The sequence below is a fragment of the Plantactinospora siamensis genome, assembly GCF_042434095.1.
In the GTDB taxonomy this organism is placed as follows: domain Bacteria; phylum Actinomycetota; class Actinomycetes; order Mycobacteriales; family Micromonosporaceae; genus KBS50.
The window spans coordinates 12421-34714 of the sequence record NZ_JBHLUE010000007.1 but is presented as its reverse complement, the minus strand read 5'-3'; the positions used below and the strand labels follow the sequence as shown (position 1 = coordinate 34714).

General features: G+C 72.7%; 19 protein-coding genes. 16 read left to right on the top strand and 3 right to left on the bottom strand.

Features of this window, described 5'->3' with window-relative positions; all coding sequences use genetic code 11:
• The first annotated feature begins 61 nt into the window (after nt 1-61).
• From ACFFHU_RS10590 to ACFFHU_RS10580, 3 genes are all read left to right on the top strand, one after another.
• Complete coding sequence (locus ACFFHU_RS10590) at nt 62-1876, top strand: lectin (RefSeq protein WP_377337711.1); 1815 nt, start codon at nt 62-64, stop codon at nt 1874-1876.
• A 123-nt stretch (nt 1877-1999) separates the two neighbouring features.
• Nucleotides 2000-3487, top strand: a complete 1488-nt coding sequence (locus tag ACFFHU_RS10585; protein ID WP_377337709.1) for an arabinofuranosidase catalytic domain-containing protein — start codon at nt 2000-2002, stop codon at nt 3485-3487.
• Between the two features lie 220 nt (nt 3488-3707).
• On the top strand, nt 3708-5687 hold the full coding sequence (locus tag ACFFHU_RS10580; protein WP_377337707.1) for an alpha-L-fucosidase: 1980 nt from the start codon (nt 3708-3710) through the stop codon (nt 5685-5687).
• A 34-nt stretch (nt 5688-5721) separates the two neighbouring features.
• On the opposite strand, the gene ACFFHU_RS10575 is transcribed toward ACFFHU_RS10580, so the two are convergent.
• Entirely contained in the window at nt 5722-6465 is a 744-nt protein-coding gene (locus ACFFHU_RS10575) for a FadR/GntR family transcriptional regulator (RefSeq protein ID WP_377337705.1), read from the bottom strand.
• A 185-nt stretch (nt 6466-6650) separates the two neighbouring features.
• Between ACFFHU_RS10575 and ACFFHU_RS10570 the strand changes: the two genes are divergently transcribed.
• The 6 genes from ACFFHU_RS10570 to ACFFHU_RS10545 all read left to right on the top strand — a co-directional run bounded on the left by ACFFHU_RS10570 (nt 6651) and on the right by ACFFHU_RS10545 (nt 14955).
• Nucleotides 6651-8633, top strand: coding sequence for a DUF8034 domain-containing protein (locus tag ACFFHU_RS10570; RefSeq protein WP_377337703.1), 1983 nt, complete (start codon nt 6651-6653; stop codon nt 8631-8633).
• Between the two features lie 261 nt (nt 8634-8894).
• Nucleotides 8895-9965 (top strand): sugar ABC transporter substrate-binding protein, encoded by a 1071-nt coding sequence (locus tag ACFFHU_RS10565; RefSeq protein ID WP_377337701.1) that lies wholly within the window; start codon nt 8895-8897, stop codon nt 9963-9965.
• Nucleotides 9962-11590, top strand: coding sequence for a sugar ABC transporter ATP-binding protein (locus ACFFHU_RS10560; RefSeq protein WP_377337699.1), 1629 nt, complete (start codon nt 9962-9964; stop codon nt 11588-11590). The genes ACFFHU_RS10565 and ACFFHU_RS10560 overlap by 4 nt, the downstream gene beginning before the upstream one ends.
• Nucleotides 11583-12623, top strand: coding sequence for an ABC transporter permease (locus ACFFHU_RS10555; RefSeq protein ID WP_377337697.1), 1041 nt, complete (start codon nt 11583-11585; stop codon nt 12621-12623). The genes ACFFHU_RS10560 and ACFFHU_RS10555 overlap by 8 nt, the downstream gene beginning before the upstream one ends.
• Before the next feature lie 101 nt (nt 12624-12724).
• Nucleotides 12725-14065 carry an enolase C-terminal domain-like protein gene (locus tag ACFFHU_RS10550; RefSeq protein WP_377337695.1) on the top strand — a complete coding sequence of 447 codons (1341 nt, stop codon included), beginning with the start codon at nt 12725-12727 and terminating at the stop codon, nt 14063-14065.
• A complete protein-coding gene (locus tag ACFFHU_RS10545) occupies nt 14062-14955 on the top strand; it encodes an amidohydrolase family protein (protein ID WP_377337693.1) in 894 nt (297 codons plus the stop codon). The genes ACFFHU_RS10550 and ACFFHU_RS10545 overlap by 4 nt, the downstream gene beginning before the upstream one ends.
• On the opposite strand, the gene ACFFHU_RS10540 is transcribed toward ACFFHU_RS10545, so the two are convergent.
• Nucleotides 14892-15803: a FadR/GntR family transcriptional regulator gene (locus ACFFHU_RS10540; RefSeq protein WP_377337691.1), complete on the bottom strand. Its 912-nt coding sequence runs from the start codon at nt 15801-15803 to the stop codon at nt 14892-14894. The genes ACFFHU_RS10545 and ACFFHU_RS10540 overlap by 64 nt on opposite strands.
• A gap of 67 nt (nt 15804-15870) precedes the next feature.
• On the opposite strand from ACFFHU_RS10540, the gene ACFFHU_RS10535 reads away from it, so the two are divergent.
• From ACFFHU_RS10535 to ACFFHU_RS10505, 7 genes are all read left to right on the top strand, one after another.
• Nucleotides 15871-16209 carry an L-rhamnose mutarotase gene (locus ACFFHU_RS10535; protein WP_377337690.1) on the top strand — a complete coding sequence of 113 codons (339 nt, stop codon included), beginning with the start codon at nt 15871-15873 and terminating at the stop codon, nt 16207-16209.
• Nucleotides 16206-17258, top strand: a complete 1053-nt coding sequence (locus ACFFHU_RS10530; RefSeq protein WP_377337689.1) for a zinc-dependent alcohol dehydrogenase — start codon at nt 16206-16208, stop codon at nt 17256-17258. The genes ACFFHU_RS10535 and ACFFHU_RS10530 overlap by 4 nt, the downstream gene beginning before the upstream one ends.
• A complete protein-coding gene (locus ACFFHU_RS10525) occupies nt 17255-18019 on the top strand; it encodes an SDR family oxidoreductase (RefSeq protein WP_377337687.1) in 765 nt (254 codons plus the stop codon). Before ACFFHU_RS10530 ends, ACFFHU_RS10525 begins: the two co-directional genes overlap by 4 nt.
• Before the next feature lie 26 nt (nt 18020-18045).
• Nucleotides 18046-18795, top strand: a complete 750-nt coding sequence (locus tag ACFFHU_RS10520; protein ID WP_377337685.1) for an SDR family NAD(P)-dependent oxidoreductase — start codon at nt 18046-18048, stop codon at nt 18793-18795.
• An 11-nt stretch (nt 18796-18806) separates the two neighbouring features.
• The gene (locus ACFFHU_RS10515) at nt 18807-19805 is read left to right on the top strand and encodes an aldo/keto reductase (RefSeq protein ID WP_377337683.1); all 999 of its coding nucleotides are present in this window, start codon (nt 18807-18809) and stop codon (nt 19803-19805) included.
• A 100-nt stretch (nt 19806-19905) separates the two neighbouring features.
• Nucleotides 19906-20241, top strand: a complete 336-nt coding sequence (locus tag ACFFHU_RS10510) for an STAS domain-containing protein (RefSeq protein WP_377337682.1) — start codon at nt 19906-19908, stop codon at nt 20239-20241.
• On the top strand, nt 20234-20653 hold the full coding sequence (locus ACFFHU_RS10505; protein ID WP_377337680.1) for an ATP-binding protein: 420 nt from the start codon (nt 20234-20236) through the stop codon (nt 20651-20653). The genes ACFFHU_RS10510 and ACFFHU_RS10505 overlap by 8 nt, the downstream gene beginning before the upstream one ends.
• 47 nt (nt 20654-20700) lie before the next feature.
• On the opposite strand, the gene ACFFHU_RS10500 is transcribed toward ACFFHU_RS10505, so the two are convergent.
• Nucleotides 20701-22278, bottom strand: a complete 1578-nt coding sequence (locus tag ACFFHU_RS10500) for a PP2C family protein-serine/threonine phosphatase (RefSeq protein WP_377337678.1) — start codon at nt 22276-22278, stop codon at nt 20701-20703.
• Nucleotides 22279-22294 lie beyond the last annotated feature (16 nt).

Below are 22294 nucleotides of genomic sequence, written 5' to 3'. Positions count from 1 at the left end.
CGCGAATCGATTCGCCACGGTCGGCCGCCGGAGATCCGCAAGCTCCCGGAAGGAGTCGCCAGTGAACGGCGAAGTCAGCAGCAGACCCGGGCGGCGCCGCGCCCTGCTCACCCGGCTCGCGGCCGGGGCCGTCGCGGTCGTGGCGGCCGTGGCGGCCGCCGTCGCGGGGGGCGCGCCCCCGGCCACGGCCGGCGACGAGTCCATCAGCGTCAACTTCGCGACGTCCGGGCCGGCCCCGACGTACCGCGGGTCCGGCTGGATCTACGGGATGACCGAGGACGGGAAGAACCCGCCGGACAACTTCTATCGGGACGTGAACTTCCGGGCGATGCGGGCCGGCGGCGCGCAGCTGCCGGGCGGCGGCTGGGTCGGCGGCGGGTACGACCGCCGGTGGAACGCCACGGTCGCCCAGGCCCGGCGGACGGCCGCATTGGGCGGCACCTTCGTGCTGCTCAACCACGACATCTGGGGCGCCGACGGCGCGGGGATCAGCCGGTTCCCGGGCGACAACGGCGACTGGACCGACTACGACAACTACCTCAACCGGCTGTTCACCGACATCAGGGCCGCCGGGATCACCGTCGAGTGGGACATCTGGAACGAGCCCAACCTGAGCATCTTCTGGAACCGGTCCCAGTCGCAGTACTTCGAGATGTGGAAGCACACCTACCAGCGCATCCGCGCCACGTTCCCGACCATGCTGATCGTCGGGCCGAGCATGGCCGGGGTGCCGTCCGGCAGCGGCTGGTGGACGCAGTACCTCGACTACGTCAAGGCGAACAACGTGGCGCCGGACATCTTCAGCTGGCATTCGCTGCCCGGCGACCCGGTCGCCAACGTGGCCACCGCCAATTCCACCCTGGACTCCCGCGGCATCGCCCACCCGCGGCCGTACCAGATCAACGAATACGGGGCGGCCAACGAGCAGAACCCGGCGGGCGGGGCGTGGTATCTGGCCCGGCTGGAGCGGGCCGGGGCGGACGGGCTGCGGGCCAACTGGGCCGGCGGGCAGAACCTGCACAACGATCTGGCCAGCCTGCTCACCCGCAACTCCAGCGGCCAGTACCAGACCAAGGGGGAGTGGTGGGTCTACCGCTTCTACGCCACCCAGACCGGCCAGATCGTGTCGGTCACCCCGAGCGCCTCCTATGACGCCTTCGCCACCAAGGCCGCCGGCTCGGCCAGGATCCTCATCGGCGGGAACAAGACCACCGGTAACGTCGCGGTCAACCTCCAGGGCCTGAACGCCACCGGCGGCATCGTGGTGAACAACCAGGTCCGGGTCGTGGTGGAGAACATCCCGTACAACAACGGCGGCGTCGTGTCCGGCCCGACGACGGTGCGGGACAGCGTGGTGACGCTGTCCAACAACGGCACGACGGTCACCGTGTCGCACGCCAACATCAGCGACACGGCCACGATCACCCTGCTGCCGCCGGGCGACGGTGGACCGACCACCCCGCCGCCCACCACCCCGCCGCCCGGGACCGGGCAGCAGCTCGTGGGCGGCCAGTCCGGCCGCTGCGTCGACGTGCCCAACTCGACCACCACCAACGGCACCCAGGTCCAACTCTGGGACTGCTCCGGCGCCGCCAACCAACGCTTCACCTACACCACCGGCAAGCAACTGCAGGTGTACGGGACCAAGTGCCTGGACGCCAACGGCCGGGGCACCACCAACGGCACCACCGTGATCATCTGGGACTGCAACGGCCAGAACAACCAGCAGTGGAACGTCAACTCGAACGGCACCATCACCGGCGTGCAGTCCGGGCTCTGCCTGGACGCCAACGGCGCCGGCACCACCAACGGCACCAAACTCATCCTCTGGTCCTGCAACGGCGGCGCCAACCAGCAGTGGGCCCTGCGCAACTGACGTCGCAGGCATACATTGACAGTCATCTATGTATGACCCATTCTCGAACCGTTGGCACAGCGCCGGTCGCCGAGCCCACTCATCCGGCTCGGCGCCGGCGCGACGCCGGATACGGAGGAGTCAATGATCATCAGAAAATCCATCGGCCGCCTGCTGGCCGCAGCCGGGATGGGCCTGGCGCTGCTGACCGCCGGGACGGGAGCGTCGGTCGTCTCGGCGGCGTCGCCGGCGCTCGCCGCCACCGCGCAGGCCTGCGACATCTACGCGACCGGCGGGACGCCGTGCATCGCCGCGCACAGCATGACCCGGGCGCTGTTCGCCGCGTACAACGGGCCGCTGTACCAGATCCAGCGCGCGTCGGACAAGTCCTACCGGGACATCGGGCTGCTGTCGGCCGGCGGGTTCGTGGACGCGGCGCCGCAGCCGTCGTTCTGTTCGGGCACCACCTGCACGGTCACCAAGATCTACGATCAGAGCGCCAACCACAACGACCTGCCGATCTCCTGGGGCGGGTTCTGGAAGGGTCCCGGCCCGAACGGCGCGGACATCGGCGCCAACGCCATGGCGCTGCCGATCACGGTGAGCGGGCACCAGGCGTACGGCATCAAGGTCACCCAGGGCGTCGGCTACCGGGTGGACAACGCCCGGGGCGCGCCGAAGGGCAGCCAGCCCGAGGGCGTCTACATGGTCACCTCGTCGAACAACGTGAACCAGTGGTGCTGCTTCGACTATGGCGCGGGGGAGAACTCGCACACCGACACCGGCAACGCCACCATGAACGCGATCGAGTTCGGCACGGCGTGCTGGTTCGGCGGCTGCGTCGGCACGGGCCCGTGGGTGGAGGCCGACCTGGAAAACGGGATGTACCACACCAACACCGGCTCCAACAAGGATCCGAACAACTCCGGCATCCACTTCCCGTTCGTCAGCGCCTGGCTGAAGAACAACGGCACCACGAACTTCACGCTCAAGTACGGCAATGCCGCCAGCGGGGGCCTCACCAGGCCATACTCGGGCCCGCTGCCCAACGGCTACTCACCGATGAAGCTCGACACCTCCATCCTGCTGGGCACCGGCGGCGACAACAGCAACAGCGGCACCGGCGAGTTCTTCGAGGGCGCGGTGACCGCCGGGTACCCGTCCGACGCCACCGAGGACGCGGTCCAGGCCAACATCACCGCGGCCGGTTACTCGGACGGTGGCAGCACGCCCCCGCCGGGCACCGGGCAGCAGATCGTGGGCGGCCAGTCCGGCCGCTGCGTCGACGTGCCGAACTCCTCGACCAGCAACGGCACCCAGGTGCAGCTCTGGGACTGCTCCGGCCAGGCGAACCAGCGCTGGACCAGGACGGCGAGCAACCAGCTCCAGGTGTACGGAACCAAGTGCCTGGACGCCAACGGCCGCGGCACCACCAACGGCACCACCGTGATCATCTGGGACTGCAACGGCCAGACCAACCAGCAGTGGACCGTCAACTCGAACGGCACCATCACCGGCGTGCAGTCCGGGCTGTGCCTGGACGCCAACGGCGCGGCCACGGCCAACGGCACCAAACTCATCCTCTGGTCCTGCAACGGCGGCAGCAACCAGCAGTGGAGCCTGCGCAACTGACCCGGGCCGACGAGGGCGGATTGGTCTGATGTATTACCGGTCGGGTCGGCGCTTGCCGGCGTCGACCCGACCGGGCGGCTGATCCGCTGGGGCGAGCCGAACGGGATCGGTCCGCGGGCGCGGTGCGGTCACCGTACATTGACACACATGTATTGACTTCTTAACATCTGATGTCTGATGTATCGAGGGTCGTGCATCATTCACCCGAGAGGTACCGGCCATGTCCTCCTACCAGTTCACCCGCCGTCGGCTGCTCGTCGTGTCCGGCGCCGCCACAACCGCCGGGTTGTTGGGTTTCCGCACCAGCGCGGCGTTGGCCACGGCCGGTCCGCAGAGCTACACCGCGTCCTGGTCGTCGGTGGATCAGCATCCGCCGGCGCCGGAGTGGTTCCAGGACGCGAAGTTCGGCATCTACTACCACTGGGGCGTCTACAGCGTCCCGGCGTACGCGAGCGAGTGGTACCCGCGGAACATGTACAACAACGGGTCCAACGAGAACAACCACCACAAGAGCGTCTACGGCGACCCGTCGGTGTGGCCGTACCACAACTTCATCAACGGCGCCCGGGACAAGGCCGGCAACTTCGTCCAGTTCGCCCCCAAGCTGACCTCCGCCGGCGGCAACTGGGACCCCACCGCCTGGGCGCAGCTGTTCGCCGACGCCGGCGCCAGGTTCGCCGGCCCGGTGGCCGAGCACCACGACGGGTTCTCCATGTGGAACAGCACCGTCAACGAGTGGAACTCGGTGGCCAAGGGCCCGAAGCTGGACCTGCTGCGGTTGCACGCCGACGCCATCCGGGCCAAGGGCATGAAGCTGTGGGTCTCGCTGCACACCGCCTACAACTTCACCGGCTACTTCCAGTGGGTGCCGGCCCAGTCCGACAACAGCCTCAAGAAGCTGTACGGGCAGCTCGGCGCCACCGCCGAGCAGCAGCTGTGGTACGACAAGCTGCGCGAGGTCATCGACGGCTACCAGCCGGACATCATCTACCACGACTTCAACCTCAGCCAGATCAGCGAGGCGCAGCGGCTGAACTTCCTGTCGTACTACTACAACAAGGCCGTCTCCTGGAACAAGGACGTGCTCACCACGTACAAGGACGGGTTCAACAACCGGGGCGAGGTCTACGACTACGAGCGCGGCGGCCCGGCCGGCATCCAGACCCCGTACTGGCTCACCGACGACAGCGTCTCCTCCTCGAGTTGGTGCTACACGGTCGGCATCGGCTACTACTCCTCGATCTCCCTGCTGCACGCGCTGATCGACCGGGTCAGCAAGGGCGGCAACATGGTGCTCAACATCGCCCCGATGGCCGACGGCACCATCCCGTCCGGCCAGCAGACCATCCTGCGCGACATCGGCAACTGGCTGCGGCCGTTCGGCGAGGCCATCTACAGCACCCGGGCCTGGTCCGCCTTCGGCGAGGGCCCCACCCAGATGGGCGGCGGGTCGTTCCAGACCCCGCGGGCCGGCACCAACCGGGACATCCGGTTCACCCGCAGCAAGGACAACACCATCCTGTACGCCATCGTGCTGGGCTGGCCCGGCAGCGCACTCACCATCACCACGCTGGGCTCGAACCAGATCAACCTGACCAGCCTCGCCTCCGTGCAGCTGCTCGACAACGCCTCCGGTTCGTACACCAACCTGCCCACCCGCAGCCAGGACGGCTCTGGGCTGCACATCACCATGCCGTCGTCGAACGCCCCGTTCAGCGCCCTCGCGTACGTGGTCAAGCTGACCTTCTCCGGCCAGATCCCCGCGCTGGGCAGCGGACCCACGCCGACCGGATACGTGCGGATCGCCAACGCCACCACCGGGCTGGTCCTGGACAGCGGCGGCAACGTCTCGTCCGGCTCGGTCGTCAAGCAGTGGAACTGGGACGGCAGCACCAACCTGCAGTGGCAGCTGGTCGACGCCGGCGGCGGGTACTACCGCATCGTCAACCGCACCAACGGGATGGTGATCGACAGCTGGGGCAACGCGGCCAACGGCGCCAACGCGCAGCAGGCGGCCTGGAACGGCGGCAACAACCAGCAGTGGCGGCTGAACAGCACCGGCAACGGTCGCTACCAGATCATCAACCGCGGCACCGGCACCGCACTGGACGGCATGGGCAGCACCGCGGCCGGCGCCACCTGCGGCATGTGGGCGCCGAACACCAACACCAACAATCTGTGGACGATCACCGCCGTCTGACCGCCGGGCGCTGACCCGGCCGCCGTCGGCCGGGTCAGTCCGCCCTTGTGAAGATGCGCTGCTGGATCTCCCGGCGGTAGTCCTCCAGCGTGTTGTCGATGTGCATGGCCGCGGCCTGAGCCGCGGCCTCCGAGTCGCCGGCGCGGATGGCCCGGTGGATGGCGTCGTGCTCCTCGACCGCCTTGGCAGCGTGGCCGCCCAGCGAGCCGTGCAGCCCGATGATGCTGGACTGCGCCTGCAGCCGGCGGGCCTCCCGGACGGCCACCTGGAGGAACATGTTGTGCGAGGCGGCCGCGATGCTGGTGTGGAAGGCGTCGTCGCCGGAGTTGAACTCCTCGGCGCGGTCGGTCTCGAAGCCCTGCCGGCACACCGCGGCGGCCCGTTCGATGGCCCCCAGCTCCGGCGGGGTGGCGCGGCGCGCGGCCAGCCGGCTCGTCTCCATCTCCTGCACCCGGCGGAACTCGAAGAGCATGTACACGTGGTCGAGGTCGGTCGGCAGGAAGAACGACGCCCACCGGCCCGTGCCGAGCATTCCCTCGTCGTCGGCGACGTACAGGCCGCGACCCTTCTGTGCGCGGACCCGGCCGAGCGCGGAGAGGATCTTCACGGCCTCCCGCACGACCGTGCGGCTCGTGCCCAGCTGCTGCGCGAGTTCGTTCTCGGTCGGCATGCGGTCGCCGGGGCGCAGCCGCAGCCGGCCGATGAGCTCCAGCACCTGCTCGGCCGCCACCTCATAACCCGGCCGGTAGCCACCCGCCGCGCGCCCGGCATCGGTCACGGGTCGTCCTCCCTCGTCCTTCGCTGCGGAAAGTATGACTTATCGGCGGAACGGGCCGCCAGCCTCCGGCTGTGGGCTGGCGGAGCGGGCTCATCGGGCAGCAATCGAGGGGTCGGAACGAAAATAAGTAGGCTAATGTCTTGACCGGAACCCCATAGACGTACATAACTGAGACACTGAGGCAGGTGGTGTCCGACATGACCAGCTCGGCCAGTCCCGGCGTCCGTCCGCGCCGGTTCGACGCGCTGCCCACCGTCACCGCCACGGTCCCGGTGCTCGAGCCGCCCGCCTGGGCGCTCGCCGAGCGTCACCTGTTCGACCTGCTGGACCACGCCTGGCGCCGGTTCGCGGCGTGCTACACCGAGCCCGACGGGTCGCTGCGGTACCGCCGCCGGCTCACCTCGCGGGACGGTGTCGACGACTTCTACGAGGCGTTCTTCAACTGGCCCCAGCTCTACCTGCTGGGCGGCGCCGACGACCTGCTCCCGGCCGCCGAGCGGCACTGGCACGGCGTCACCCGCCAGCTGACCGAGCTGGGCATGCTGCGGGACGGGTACGAGCGGGGATACGACTGGTTTCACCAGGGCGAGAGCCTGCTGCTGCTGTACGGGCTGTGCATGGCCGCGCCGGACCGGTGGCGGGAGCGGGCGGTCGGGTTCGCCGAGCTGTACGTCGACCCGGCGCGCGGCAACTACGACGCCGACCTGCGCATCATCACCCGCCCGCACAACGGCAGCGACCCGGACCGTACCGGCCTGTTCGACGGCGGGTGGTACCCGTGGCTGCCGGAGGAGGAGCGGCTGTACGGCTTCCCGCTGGACTGGCTGCCGACCCCCGGCACGGCACCGTCCCGCGAGGACGATCCCCGGCTGGGCGCGGAGATGGCCGACCGGCTCGGCCGGGGCGACGTGGCCATGAACATGGCGGTGGCGGGGCTGGTGCTCAACGCGTTCATCCTCACCGGCGACGACCGGTACCGGGCCTGGATCCTCGGGTACGTCGGCGGCTGGCGCGAACGCACGCGGGCCAACGGCGGCATCGTGCCGGACAACGTGGGGCGGGACGGCGTGGTCGGCAGCCAGCTGGGCGGCCGATGGTACGGCGGGCACTACGGCTGGAGCTGGCCGCACGGGCTGTACAGCGTGGGCCAGGCCGCCGTGGTCGGCGCGCTGGCCGCGGCCGTCGCCGGCCGGGACGACGGGCACCTCGACCTGGTGCGCTCGACGCTGGACTACGTGATCGCCGAGGGTCGGGTGATGCGCTACCGGGAGGCGGACTCCAGCATGCCGGTGCGCGGCCACGCCCACCTGGGGGAGTACGCGGACCGCCCCACGTTGCTGGTGCCGTTCCGGCGCAGCGACCGGGGATGGTTCGATTTCAACCCGGTCCACACGGCGGTCCCGATGGCGCTGTGGTTCCACAGCGGCGCCGACGCCGACCGGGCTCGCCTCGACGATCTGCGCGCGGGCTGCGGGTACGACTGGCGGACCGTCCGGCCCTTCCGGGACAAGGAGGAGGGCGGCCACGAGGAGCCGTGGTACGCCTACCTGCGCGGCGACAACCCCGGCTATCCGGACCTGATCCTGGGCGCCGCCCAGGCCCAGGTGCGGCGCCGGCTCGCGCTGATCGACCGGCATCCGGGCGTGGACGTCCCGGAGGCGGACATCCACCTGTGGCAGCAGACGAATCCGGTGGTGACCGAGGCGCTCACGCAGCTGACCTGGGGCGGACCCCAGGTCGTGTACAACGGTGGGCTGGCCCAGGCCCGGGTCCGCTACCACGACGCGGACGCCCGCCGGCCCGGTCTGCCGCCGTCGGTCGCGGCGCTGGTGTCCCGGATCGATCCGGCGGCCACCGTGCTGGAGCTGGTCAACCTGGATCCGGCCCGGCGCCGTCGGGTGGTGGTGCAGGCGGGCGCGTTTTCCGAGCACGCCATCCGGACCGTCGGCTACACCTCCTGCCCCGATCGGGACTGGCCGGGCAGCTTCTACGACTACCTGCACCGTCCGATCCGGACGGTCCGGCGGCACCTCGGCGGCGCGGGGCCGTGGCTGGCGGTCACGCTGCCGCCGGGGACCCGCATCGAGCTGACCCTCGAGCTGGCGGTCCGGTCCGGGCCGGTCACGTACGCCGGTCCGTTCGACGCCGGGGGCGCCGCAACATCCTAGAAAAGTGCCGGACATCTATGTTAACGTGCCCACGCGCCGGCCTGCCCCGATTCCTGCTCCGAGCGGTGGCCCAGACAGCAGATGTATGACGCTTCGATCGAGTCTCCGGCCGGCGGAGGTTGCGCTGTAGGTCCGGACACTGGACATGTCATTCGCGCTGTTCTATAAAGACATCAGATGTATCGCCAGGGTCAAGCACCGGTCGACAGTGGACAGTATCCGCCGGCCGGCCGGGCCGACGTGCACCACGAAGGGAGACCGGTGAACCGCAAGGCACTGTTGAGCGTCGGCCTGACGGTGCTGCTCGGCGCGGCCATGGCCGCCGCCGGCTGCAACCGGGGCGATCCGTCCACCGCCGGCGCCTCGGGCGGCACGGCGCCGGTCGTCGGCGTCGACTATCCGCGCTCGGACACGGACTTCTGGAACTCGTACATCAAATACGTGCCGCAGTACGGCAAGGAGCTGGGCGTCGACCTGAAGACGACCAACTCGCAGAACGACATCGCCACCCTCATCGCCAACACGCAGACCTTCATCAGCCAGGGCGTCAAGGGCGTGGTGATGGCGCCGCAGGACACCGCGGCCATCGCGCCGACGCTGCAGCAGCTGGCGGGCAAGAAGATCCCGGTGGTCACCATCGACACCCGCCCGGACACCGGGGACGTCGCCATGGTGGTCCGCGCCGACAACCGGGCGTACGGCACCAAGGCCTGCCAGTTCCTCGGCACGAAGCTGGGCGGCAAGGGCAAGGTCGTGATGCTGGAGGGCGGCCTCGACTCGATCAACGGTCGGGACCGCACCGAGGCGTTCAACGAGTGCATGAGGCAGAAGTTCCCCGGCATCACGGTGTTCGGCGAGGCCACCGACTGGAAGGGCGACGTGGCCGCGCAGAAGCTGCAGACCCGGCTCGCCTCGGATCCGGACGTGCGGGGCGTCTACATGGAGTCCTCGTTCGCCCTCGCCGGGACCCTGCAGCTGCTCAAGCAGAAGGGCCGACAGGTCCCGCCGACCGACCCGAGGCACGTGTTCGTCGTCTCCAACGACGGCATCCCCGAGGAGCTCAAGGACATCGGCGCCGGGCTGATCGACGCGACCGTGAGCCAGCCGGCCGACCTGTTCGCCAAGTACGGGCTCTATTACGTCAAGGCCGCCATCGACGGAAAGACGTTCCAGCCCGGCCCCACCGACCACGGCAGCACGATCATCCAGGTCCGACCGGGCCTGCTGGAGGACCAGCTGGCCGCGCCGCTGGTGACCAGGGACGGCGCCGCCATCGGCGGCGAGGCCTCGGTGAAGTACGACGACAGGACCCTGTGGGGCAACGCCGGATGACCGACCGCGACGACGGCGCGCGCCCGCCGGCCGGCGCCGGCCCCGGGTCGGCCCGCGACGCGACCGGGTCGGCCCGCGACGCGACCGGATTGGCCCGGGACGCGGCCGGCGGGTCGGCGCCGGCCCTCGACCCGCCGGTGGTCGAGGCCGTGGGCGTGAGCAAGCGGTTCGGCTCCACCCTGGCGCTCGACCGGGTCGACCTGCTGGTCCGGCCGGGGGAGACGCACGCCCTGGTCGGGCGCAATGGCGCGGGCAAGTCCACGCTGGTCGGGATCCTCACCGGCCTGCTGGCCGCCGACGCCGGCTGCGTGGCCTTCGCCGGAGCGCCGGCGCCGCCGCTCGGCGACCGGGACGGCTGGCGGCGGCGGGTGGCGTGCGTCTACCAACGCTCGACCATCATCCCGTCGCTGACCGTGGCCGAGAACCTGTTCCTCAACCGGCAGGCCCGGGGCGCGGGCCGGCTGATCAGCTGGTCCCGCGTGCGCCGGGAGGCGGAACGGCTGCTGCGCGCCTGGTCGCTCGACGTCGACGTCCGGCAACCGGCCGCGGCGTTGACCGTGGAGCAGCGGCAGATCGTCGAGATCGCCCGCGCGCTCTCCTTCGGCGCCCGGTTCATCATCCTCGACGAGCCCACCGCGCAGCTCGACGCCGCGGGCATCGGCCGGCTGTTCGCCCGGATCCGGGACCTGCGCGCGCAGGGCGTGACCTTCCTGTTCATCAGCCATCACCTGCAGGAGGTCTACGAGATCTGCGACCGGGTGACGGTGTTGCGGGACGCCCGGCACATCCGTACCGCCCCGGTGGCGCAGCTCGACCGCCCGGCGCTGGTCGCGGCCATGACCGGCGCGGACGTCACGCTGCCCGAGGCCGGCCACCGGCCGCCGCCGCGGGACGCGCCGGTGCTGCTGTCGGTGCGGGACCTGACGACCCGGTCCGGCGCCACCCTCACGGTCCAGGCCCGGGGCGGCGAGGTGGTGGGCCTGGCCGGCGGCGGTGGCAGCGGCAAGGTGGAGGTCGCCGAGGCGATCGTCGGGCTGGCCCGGCCGGCGGCCGGCGCCGTCAGCGTGGCGGGCCGGGCGCTGCGGCCCGGCAGCGTCCCCGACGCCCTGGCGGCCGGGATCGGGCTGGTGCCCCAGGACCGGCACCGGGAGGGCCTGGTGCCGTCCCTGTCGATCGGCGAGAACGTCACGATGACCGTTCCGGACCGGGTCGGGCGGTACGGCTTCATCTCGCCGGCCCGGCGCGACGCGCTGGCCCGGGCCGCCATCGCCGACCTGGCGGTCAAGGCGTCCGGCCCGCGGGCGCCGGTGGCCGACCTGTCCGGCGGCAACCAGCAGAAGGTGGTGATGGCGCGCGCCCTGGCCAACGACCCGAAGGCGCTGGTGCTGATCACGCCGACGGCCGGGGTGGACGTGCGGTCCAAGCAGACCCTGTTGGGCGTGGTGGACGAGGTGCGCCGGCGGGGCAGCACCGTGGTGGTCGTCTCCGACGAGCTCGACGACCTGCGGATCTGCGACCGGGTCCTGGTGATGTTCGCCGGCCGGGTCGTCGCCGAGCTGGCCCGTGGCTGGCGGGACAACGATCTGGTAGCCGCGATGGAGGGGGTCGAACTCGACCATGTCTGACACGCTGTCGCCGGCCACCGCGCCGACCGCCGGCCCACCGTCCGCCGACCGGCCGCCGGCCCGGACGCTCGCCATCGCCCGGCTGCGCGACCTCGCGCTGGTGCCGGCGATCATCGCGGTGGCGATCGTCGGCTTCATCGTCAGCCCGGTGTTCCTCAGCTCGGACAACATCGTGAACGTGCTGCAGAGCATGTCGGAGATCTCGATCGTGGTGCTCGCCGAGACCATGGTGCTGATCGCCGGCAAGATGGACCTGTCCCTGGAGTCCACCTTCGGGCTCGCCCCCGGCGTCGCGGCCTGGCTGGTCGTCGACCCGGCCGTCACGCACGGGCTCGGGGCGCACGCGCTGCCGCCGGGCTGGGCGGTCCCGGTCGCGCTGGCGGTCGGCGCGCTGATCGGGGCGTTCAACGGCCTGCTCATCGTGCGGTTCGGCCTCAACGGGTTCATCGTCACCCTCGGCATGCTCATCGTGCTGCGCGGCCTGCTCACCGGCATCTCGGGCGGGAAGACCTTCTTCGCCCTGCCGGGCTCGATGACGTACCTTGGCTCGGCCAGCTGGCTCGGGCTGCCCGCGTCGATCTGGGTGTCGCTGCTGCTCTTCGCGGCCGGGATCGTCGTGCTCGGCTTCACCCGCCCGGGGCGGGCCCTCTACGCGATCGGCGGCAACATCGACGCGGCGCGCGCCGCGGGCATCCGTACCGACCGGATCCTGTGGCTCACCCTCGTCGTGGCCAGCATGCTCGCGGCGCTGGCCGGCCTGCTCATCAGCGGCCGGCTCGCCTCGGTGCCGGCGGCTCAGGGCAACGGCGCGATCTTCCAGGTCTTCGCCGCCGCGGTGATCGGCGGGGTCAGCCTGAACGGTGGCCGGGGCACGGTGTTCGGCGCGTTCACCGGCGTGCTGCTGCTGTTCCTGATCATCAACGTGTTGACCCTCGCCGGGGTGCCCGCGCAGTGGACGAACTTCCTCAACGGCGCGGTCATCCTGGTCGCGCTGGTCGTCTCCCGGATCACCGGAGGTAAGGCGCAGACGTAGCCGCGACCCGGCACCGGGCGGGAGCGGCGCGGCTCCCGCCCGCACCCCTCCCGCAGCGGGCACCGCCGCATGCGGAACCGACGACACCCCAGGAGCTCCGGTTGACCGAGCGCATCTCGTCCGTGGACACCCTCGACGTGCGGTTTCCCACCTCCCGGCACCGCGACGGATCCGACGCGATGAATCCGTTCCCGGACTACTCGGCGGCCTACCTGGTGCTGCGCACCACCGCCGGCGCCGAGGGCCACGGCCTGGTGTTCACGGTGGGCCGCGGCACCGAGATCGTGGTGGCGGCGCTGCGCTCGCTCGCCCCCATGGTGCTGGGGCGGCGCGTCGAGGAGCTGACGGCCGACCCGGGCGCCCTGGCCCGCCGGCTGGTCGGGGACAGCCAGATCCGCTGGCTGGGGCCCGAGAAGGGCGTGGTGCACATGGCCGCCGGCGGGCTCGTCAACGCCGTGTGGGACCTCGCCGCCCGGCGGGCCGGCAAGCCGCTGTGGCAGCTGCTGGCCGGGCTCAGCCCCGAGGAGCTGGTCGGGCAGGTCGACTTCCGCTACCTGCGCGACGCGCTCACCGAGGACGACGCGCTCGCGCTGCTGCGTACGGTCGCGGCCGGCCGGTCCGAGCGGGAACGGCAGCTGCTGGCCCAGGGTTATCCGGCGTACACGACCACCCCCGGCTGGCTCGGCTACGACGACGAGAAGCTGGCCCGGCTGTGCCGCGAGGCGGTGGCGGCGGGGTACGGGCTGATCAAGCTCAAGGTGGGCGGCAACCTCGCCGACGACGTGCGCCGGCTGGGCATCGCCCGGCGCGCGGTCGGACCGGGGGTCCGGATCGCGGTGGACGCCAACCAGGTATGGGGGGTGCCGGATGCGATCCGGTGGATGCGCGAGCTGGCGCCGTTCGACCCGTACTGGATCGAGGAGCCCACGTCGCCGGACGACGTGCTCGGACACGCGGCCATCCGCCGCGCGGTCGGGCCGGTCCGGGTGGCCACCGGGGAGCACACGCACAACGCGGTGATGTTCAAGCAGCTGCTCCAGGCGGGCGCCGTGGACGTGGTGCAGATCGACGCCTGCCGGGTGGGCGGGGTCAACGAGAACCTGGCGATCCTGCTGCTCGCGGCCCGGTACGGCGTGCCGGTGTGCCCGCACGCCGGCGGCGTCGGCCTGTGCGAGCTGGTGCAGCACCTGGCCATGTTCGACTTCGTGGCGGTGAGCGGCAGCAGCGACGACCGGGCCATCGAGTACGTCGACCACCTGCACGAGCACTTCGTCGACCCGGTGCGGATCCGGCGCGGCCGGTACCTCGCCCCCACCGTGCCCGGGATGAGCGCCGAGATCGCGGCCGGTTCGCTGGCCGCCTACCGCTTCCCGGACGGTCCGCAGTGGACGGACTCGGTGGAGGAACCGGCCGGTGCGACGAGTGGACGGAGCGGACCGTGATCATCGACGCGCATCACCATCTCTGGCGGCCGGAGCGAGGCTACGACTGGCTGGCCGCGCCGGGGCTCGAGCCGATCCGCCGGCCGTTCACGCCCGCCGACCTGACCGCCGAGATCGCCGCCGCCGGGGTGGCCGGCACAGTGCTGGTCGAGGGCGGCCGCTGCCACCCGGAGGAGGCCGCGGAGTTCCTCGGCTACGCCGCCGACACCCCGGCCATCCTCGGGGTGGTGGCCTGGATCGACGTGGCCGCGCCCGACGTGGCCGAGGCCATCGGGCGGTACCGCCGGCTGCGCGGCGGTGAGCTGCTCACCGGCGTACGGGCGCAGGTGCAGGGCGAGACCGACCCCGACTACCTCGACCGGCCCGAGGTGCGGCGCGGGCTGGCCGAGGTGGCCGGGGCCGGGTTGGTGTTCGACCTGGTGATCCGGGTCGACCAGCTGCCGGCCGCCGCCCGGGCGGCCCGGGCCGTGCCGGACCTGCAGTTCGTGCTCGACCACCTGGGCAAGCCCCGGATCGACGAGGGCGCGGCGGGGCTGCGGCGCTGGCGCGACCCGCTCGCGGCGCTCGCGGCCAACGGCAACGTCGCCGGCAAGCTGTCCGGGCTGGTCACCGAGGCCGGGCCCGGCTGGTCGGCCGGGGACCTCCGGCCCTTCGTGGCCGTGGCCGTGCGGGAGTTCGGCCCCGGCCGGCTGATGTTCGGCTCGGACTGGCCGGTCTGCCTGCTCGTGGCCGACTATCCGGGCGTCTGCGGCGCCCTCCGCGAGAGCCTGCCCCGGCTGTCGGCCCGGGACGAGCACGACATCTTCGCCGGTACGGCCGTGCGGGTCTACGACCTGGCGGAGCGGCTCGGTCGGCTGCCCGCGCGGGCGGCCGGAACGGGCGCCGCGTGATGCGCCCCCGGTCCGACCGTCCCGCCCGGATCGGCTCGCCCGTCCCGGTCCCCGCCGGCTCGCCCGTCCCGGTCCCCGCCGGTGCGCAACCCGGCCGGGTCCCCGGCGGTGCGCAACCCGGCCGGGTCCCCGTCCGGTTGGCTGGCCGGCCGCGCGGCCGGGTCGTCCGGGGCGGACAGCACGGCGCGCAGCCAGGACTCCGAGGTGTTGACGTGGACCAGGGCGCTGGCCTGGGCGAGCAGTTGGTCGCGGGAGCGCAGGGCGCGGTAGATCGCGTGATGCTCGTCGAGCGTCTTGTGCGCCGAGTTGCCCTCGATCAGGCCGCGCCACACCCGGGCCCGGAGGGTGCGGCTGGAGAGGCCGTCCAGCAGCGAGGTGAGCGTCTCGTTGCCGGTGGCCGCCACCACGGTGCGGTGGAACGCCGTGTCGAACCGGATCAGCTGCTCGACGTCGTCGGCCGCCGTACGCATGTCGTCCAGGAGCCGGCCGAGCTCGTCGAGGTCCGCCTCCGACATCCGCAGCGCGGCCAGCCCGGTGGCGATCGGCTCGAGCATCCGGCGCACCTCCATGACCTCCAGCAGCGTGTCGTCGCGCAGCAGCTCGACGGCGAGCCCGAGGCCCTCCAGCAGCAGTCGGGGGGCGAGGCTGGTCACGTAGGTGCCATCGCCCCGGCGTACGTCCAGCACCCGCGCCGACTCCAGCACCTTCACGGCCTCCCGGACGCCGCTGCGAGACAGGCCCATCTGGGTGGCGAGCTGCTGTTCCGGTGGCAGCCGCGCCCCCGGGGGCAGCTCACCGCTCTGGATCATGCTGCGGATCTTCACGATCGCCTCGTCGGTCAGCGCCACCGCGGCCTCCTTCACACCGGCGTACGCCTCACTATAGAGACGTCAGATGTCTGCCGGAGGGCATGAGATGCGACGGTACGGCTCCGTGATCCGGCTGCGGCCCGAGCGCCGCGACGACTATCTGCGGCTGCATGCGGCGGTCTGGCCCGCCGTCGAGCGGACGCTGCGGGCGGCCAACATCCGCAACTACACCATCTTCCTGCACGGTGACCTGCTGTTCGGCTACTACGAGTACGTCGGCGCCGACCACGACGCGGACCAGGCCAGGATCGCCGCGGACCCGGCGACCCGACAGTGGTGGACGCTCACCGACCCGTGCCAGGAGTCGCTCGCCGAGCCGGGCGCCGGGCACTGGTGGGCGCCCATGCGCGAGGTCTGGCACCTGTCCGACGAGGAGCCGTCATGAGCGAGCGCAGCGAGGGTGCCGCCATGAGTCGCGCGGCACAGTACGTGGGGGACCGCACGCTTGTCGTACGGGACACCGAGCCGGTCCCGCCGGCGCCCGACCAGGTACGCCTGAACGTGGCGTACACCGGGATCTGCGGCACCGACCTGCACGTGCTGCACGGCGACATGGACGCCCGGGTGCGCCGCCCGGCCGTGATCGGGCACGAGATGTCCGGCCGGATCGCCGAGCTGGGCGCCGCCGTCCGGGGGCGCCGGGTGGGCGATCCGGTCACGGTCATGCCGCTGGACTGGTGCGGCCGGTGTCCCGCCTGCCGCGCCGGGCACACCCACATCTGCCACCGGCTCACGTTCGTCGGCATCGACTCCACCGGCTCGATGCAGCGCTCGTGGACGGTGCCGGCCCGGATTCTCGTACCGCTGCCCGCCGACCTGCCGCTCGCGCACGCCGCGCTGATCGAGCCCACCGCCGTGGCGGTGCACGACGTGCGCCGGTCCCGGCTGGCCGCCGGCGAGCACGCCGTGGTGATCGGGGCGGGGCCGGTGGGGCTGCTCATCGCCACGGTCGCCCGGGCCACCGGGGCCGCGGTCACCGTGCTGGAGCTCGATCCCCGGCGCCGGGCCGTGGCCGCCGACCTGGGGCTGTCCACCCTGGACCCCGGCGCGGTCGACGTGGCCCGGTACGTGCACCGGCACACCGGAGGCGCCGGCGCCGACGTGGTCTTCGAGGTGTCCGGCTCGGCCGCCGGCGTACGGCTGGCCACCGACCTGGCCGCGGTCCGGGGCCGGCTGGTCGTGGTGGCGATCCATCCCACCCCGCGCGAGGTGGACCTGCACCGGGTCTTCTGGCGCGAGCTCGAGCTGATCGGGGTACGGGTCTACGAGCGGGACGACTACGCCGAGGCGGTCCGCCTGGTGCACGACGGCCGGATACCGGCCACCCGGCTGATCACCCGGGTGGTCCCGCTCGACGAGGCGGCGCGGGCGTTCGCGGCGCTGGAGGGTGGGGGAGAGGTCAAGGTGCTCATCGACTGTGGAGGTGCCGGGTGAACGACCCGTTCGACCTGACCGGCCGGCTGGCCGTGGTGACCGGCTGCCGGCGTGGCATCGGGCTGGCGATGGCCGAGGCGCTCGCCGCGGCCGGCGCCGACATCGTGGGGGTGAGCCGGGAGCTGGCCGAGCGTGGCAGCGAGGTCGCCGAGCGGGTGGCCGGGCACGGCCGCCGGTTCCGGCCGTACCGGGTCGACCTCGCCGACCCGGTGGCCGTCCGCGACCTGGTGGCCCGGCTGGCGGACCTGGACCGCCCGGTGGACATCCTGGTCAACAACGCCGGAACCATCCGGCGGGCCGCGGCCGCGCAGCACGCCGACGCCGACTGGGAGCATGTGCTCGGGGTGAACCTCACCGCCCCCTTCGTGCTGGCCCGGGAGGTCGGCCGGGGAATGCTCCGGCGCGGCGCCGGAAAGATCATCTTCACCGCCTCGATGCTCAGCTTCCAGGGCGGGGTGCTGGTTCCCGGCTACGCGGCCGCGAAGTCCGGCCTGGCCGGGCTCACCCGCGCCCTGGCCAACGAGTGGGCGCCGCACGGGGTGAACGTGAACGCCATCGCTCCCGGCTACATCGCCACCGACAACACCCAGGCGCTGCGGGACGACCCGGACCGGAGCCGGGCCATCCTGGACCGCATCCCGGCCGGCCGGTGGGGCCGGCCGGAGGACCTGGCCGGCGCGACGGTGTTCCTGGCCTCCGACGCGGCGGCCTACCTGCACGGCGCCGTCATTCCGGTGGACGGCGGCTGGCTGGCCCGCTGACCGGCGGGGCGGAAGGGACTCGAGAGATGGCTCAGCAGCGGCTGCGCGCCGTGGTGACCGGCGGGGCGTCCGGGATCGGCCTGGCCACCGCGCGCCTGCTCAGCGACGGCGGCGCCGCGGTGGCCGTGCTCGACCTGCACGCCGGCGACGTGCCGGCGCCGTTGCTCGGGATCCGTGCCGACGTCGCGGACGACGAGTCGGTGCGGGCGGCCGTCCGGTCCGCGGTGGACGCCCTGGGCGGCCTCGACATCCTGGTGAACAACGCGGGCATCGGCGCGGTGGGCACGGTGGCGGACAACCCGGATGACCAATGGCGCCGGGTGCTGGAGGTGAACCTGCTGGGCGCCGTCCGGACCACCCGCGCGGCGCTGCCGCACCTGCGCGGCTCCCGGCACGCCGCGATCGTGAACACCTGCTCGTTCGTGGCCCTCACCGGGGTGCCCGGCCGGGCCCTCTACGCGGCCAGCAAGGGCGCGCTGCACGCGCTCACCCTGGCGATGGCCGCCGATCACGTGACGGAGGGCATCCGGGTCAACTGCGTCAATCCCGGCACCGTGGACACGCCCTGGGTGGACCGGCTGCTGGACCGGGCCGACGATCCGGCCGCCGAACGGGCCCGGCTGCGGGCTCGGCAGCCCACCGGCCGGCTGGTGACGGCCGACGAGGTGGCCGCCGCCATCTGCTACCTCGCCAGCCCGGCCGCCGGCTCGGTGACCGGCACGGCGCTGGCGGTGGACGGCGGGATCCACGGGCTCCGACTGCCGGCCGACCGGTGAGGGAGGGCGGCATGCGGACGGTGCGGCTGGGCCGGAGCCTGGCCTGGACCACCCGGCTGTCCTTCGGCGGCGCGGCCATCGGCAACCTGGCCCGACCGGTCGACCCGGAGACGGCTACCGGCGCGGTGGCGGCGGCCTGGGCCGGTGGCATCCGCACCTTCGACACGGCCCCGCACTACGGGCTCGGCCTCTCCGAGCGGCGGCTGGGCGCGGCGCTGCGGGCGTACCCCCGAGCGGAGTACACGGTCTCCACAAAGGTCGGCCGGCTGCTCGAGCCGGTGGCCGTGCCGCGCGGCGACGACCTTGCCGCCGGCGGTTTCGCCGTGCCGGCCACCCACCGCCGGGTCTGGGACTTCACGGCCGACGGGGTCCGCCGCGGCCTGGCGGCGAGCCTGGACCGGTTGGGTCTGGACCGGGTGGACATCGTTTACCTGCACGATCCCGACGCGCACGTCCGGCAGGCGCTCACCGAGGCGTACCCGGCGCTGGAACGGCTCCGCGCCGAGGGCGTGGTCCGGGCCATCGGCGTCGGGATGAACTCCGGCGCCCTGCCGGCCCGGTTCGTCCGGGAGACCGACGTCGACGTGGTGCTGCTGGCCGGCCGGTACACGCTGCTGGACCAGAGCGGCCTGGCCGACCTGCTGCCCGCGGCGCTCGACCGCGGTGTCTCGGTGGTGATCGGCGGGGCCTTCAACTCGGGGCTGCTGGCCGATCCGCGGCCGGGCGCGAGCTACGACTACCGCCCGGCCCCGGTGGACACGCTGAACCGGGCCCTGCGGATCCGGTCCGTCTGCGCCGCCCACGGCGTGCCGCTGCGGGCCGTCGCGGCCCGCTTCCCGCTGGGCCACCCGGCCGTGGCGAGCGTCCTGTTGGGACTGCGCAGCCCCGCCGAGGTGGCGGACGCGGTCGGCAACCTGGGCCGGGACATCCCGGCCGGGCTTTGGGCCGACCTGCGCGCCGAGGGCCTGCTGGCCGCCGACGTGCCGGCGCCGCCGGGCGGCCGCCCCTGACCGGCGCGGGCGACCGGTGGGTACGCGACGGTTGCGGCGGTGGATGCGATGATGTCGCCGGCACGACGGATCGACGGAGTCGAAGGGCGGCGGCGGTCGCATGGCGGGGTTCGAGGCAAGGACGACGACCGACGACGGGTACGCCGTCGTGCGGCTCGTCGGCGAGTGCGATCTGGCCGTGCGCGACCAGTTCACGTCCGCGGTGCTGGCCGCCCTGGACGGCGCGCCGTGTGTGGTGATCGACCTCGCCGACCTCCGGTTCATGGACTCCAGCGGGATCCACGTGCTGGTCGTCGGCCACCAGACCGCGCTGGAGCGGGGACACCGGCTGTACGTCCGCAACGCCGGTGGCGCGGTGGCCCGGGTGCTGGCGCTGACCGGGCTGGACGATTTGCTCCGGCCGCCGGTCGACGGTCCCGGGCGGGCCCATGAGTGACACCGACGCGGGGAAGCTCCGCGCCCGGCGGTCGCGGCCCGACGAGCCGTCGGGCATCTCCTACCACCAGCCCGGCGACCTGGCCGTCGTGCGGGCCTTCGTGCACGACCGGGCGGTGGCGTCGGGCCTGTCGGCGGAGCGGGCCGAGCTGCTCGTCCTGGCGGTGAGCGAGCTGGCCACCAACACGCTGCAGCATGCCGCGGGCGGCGGCCGGGTCACCGTTCGGGTCGAGGGCGACGAGGTCGTCTGCGAGGTGGTCGACCGCGGCGCTGCCCGCACGTTCGGCCGGGAAATGCCGGACGCGGTGCAGCCGCGGGGCCGCGGTCTCGCCATCGTGGAGCGGCTCTGCGACGGGGTGTCCACGGCCACCAGGCCGGACGGGACCGCCGTGGTGCTGCGGTTGCGCCGCTAGGTCGCGCCAGCGCCGACCCCGCACCGGCCTCGCCCCCGGGCGCGCGGTCAGCCGGCGCCGTCGGGCGGCGGCGCGACGCGCAGGGCGAGCAGGCAGGTGTCGTCGTCCGGGTTCGCGTACCGCAGGATCGTGCGCAACCGGCCCAGGGTCCGCGGTCCGGGCTCGGCGGAGGCGGCGGCCATCACCTCCCGTACCCGCTGGAGCATCGGCTCCACGCCGCCCGTCCGGTGCTCCACCAGACCGTCGGTGTACAGCAGGACCAGATCCTCCGCCAGCAGGCCGCGGTCGACCACCGGGTATGCGGCGTCGGCGTCGGCGCCGAGCAGCAGCCGCCGGGGCCCGGGCAGCTCCTCGACGACGCCGGCGCGGGCCACCAGCGGCGCCGGGTGACCGGCGCGTGCCCAGGACAGCGTCCGGCTGACCGGCTCGTAGCGGGCCAGCACGGCCGTACCGGTGATCGCCAGCTGCAGGGACAGCCGGTTGAGGTGCGCCAGCAGGATGCCGGGGTCGGTGATCCCGATCGACAGCCAGGCGCTCAGCGCGAACCGGAGGTGGGCCATGCCGTTGGCCGCGTCCAGGCCGTGCCCGGCCACGTCCCCGACGGCCAGCGCCACGCTGCCGTCGGGCAGGGCGTCCGCGTGGTACCAGTCGCCGCCCACCTGCATGGCGCTCTCCGCCGGCAGGTAGCTCACCATGGCCTCCAGGCCCGGCAGCGGGAACGGCCCGGGCGGCAGCGGCTGGATCAGGTGCTGCAACTGGCCGGCGAGGCGGTGCTCGGCCAGCGCGGTCATCTCCCGGCTGCGGAGCTGATCGCTCAGCCGCTCAATGGCCGACCGGGAGTCCTCGCGGGCCGTGACGTCCTGCACCACGGCGTAGACCTTGAGCGGCTCTCCGTCGGCGTCCCGGGCCACGTCGGAGAGGATCCGCAGGTGCTTCACCGACCCGCCGAGCCGGAACCGTACCGTGACGTCCGACGCGGCGCCGGTGTCCAGGGTCTGCCACGCGGTCTCGCTCAGGCCCCGGTCGGCGGGCAGGATGGCCGCGCTCTGCTCCGCCCGGGGCATCGGCCCGAGCGCCGGGTCGCGGTCGAAGATGCGGAACATCCCGGGCGACCACTCGCTGTTCCCGGTGAGCAGGTCGTACTCGGCCCAACCGAGGCTGCCCAGCAGTTCGGTGCGGTCCAGCCGGCGGCGGGCCTCGTCCACCCGCTGCCACCACACCAGCAGCCCGCCGAGCATGGGATGGACGCGTACCTCGAAGGATGAGCGCTCGACCACCCCGGAGCGACGTTCGGTGTACTGGAAGTCGGCCAGCTCGCCGGGAGTGCCGGTGTCGAGAACCGTGGCGTAGAGCGCCCACAGCGGGCCGCCGACCATGCCCGGATAGAGCTCGCTGAGCCGCTGTCCGGTCCGCTCGGCGCCCCGGCCGTAAAGGTCCTCGCCGCGGTCGCTGACGGCGGCCACCAGGTAGTCCCGGGGCCGCCCGTCCGGTCCGCTCTCGGGCAGCAACCAGGTGCATCCGGCGGGCAGTCCGGAGACGACCTCGCGGACCACCGCCGTCACGGCGTCCCGGCCGAGGCCGCGGTGGCGTCCGCCGACCCCGCGCCACCTCCGGTCGCGGCCCACCCCGGCAGCCTAGCCG

What these genes read in the sequence shown, in the direction of transcription:
- ACFFHU_RS10585 (WP_377337709.1), top strand. Translation starts at nt 2,000, where the DNA reads ATGATCATCAGAAAATCCATCGGCCGCCTGCTGGCCGCAGCCGGGATG.
- ACFFHU_RS10580 (WP_377337707.1), top strand. Translation starts at nt 3,708, where the DNA reads ATGTCCTCCTACCAGTTCACCCGCCGTCGGCTGCTCGTCGTGTCCGGC.
- ACFFHU_RS10560 (WP_377337699.1), top strand. Translation starts at nt 9,962, where the DNA reads ATGACCGACCGCGACGACGGCGCGCGCCCGCCGGCCGGCGCCGGCCCC.
- ACFFHU_RS10555 (WP_377337697.1), top strand. Translation starts at nt 11,583, where the DNA reads ATGTCTGACACGCTGTCGCCGGCCACCGCGCCGACCGCCGGCCCACCG.
- ACFFHU_RS10535 (WP_377337690.1), top strand. Translation starts at nt 15,871, where the DNA reads ATGCGACGGTACGGCTCCGTGATCCGGCTGCGGCCCGAGCGCCGCGAC.
- ACFFHU_RS10530 (WP_377337689.1), top strand. Translation starts at nt 16,206, where the DNA reads ATGAGCGAGCGCAGCGAGGGTGCCGCCATGAGTCGCGCGGCACAGTAC.
- ACFFHU_RS10520 (WP_377337685.1), top strand. Translation starts at nt 18,046, where the DNA reads ATGGCTCAGCAGCGGCTGCGCGCCGTGGTGACCGGCGGGGCGTCCGGG.
- ACFFHU_RS10515 (WP_377337683.1), top strand. Translation starts at nt 18,807, where the DNA reads ATGCGGACGGTGCGGCTGGGCCGGAGCCTGGCCTGGACCACCCGGCTG.
- ACFFHU_RS10510 (WP_377337682.1), top strand. Translation starts at nt 19,906, where the DNA reads ATGGCGGGGTTCGAGGCAAGGACGACGACCGACGACGGGTACGCCGTC.
- ACFFHU_RS10505 (WP_377337680.1), top strand. Translation starts at nt 20,234, where the DNA reads ATGAGTGACACCGACGCGGGGAAGCTCCGCGCCCGGCGGTCGCGGCCC.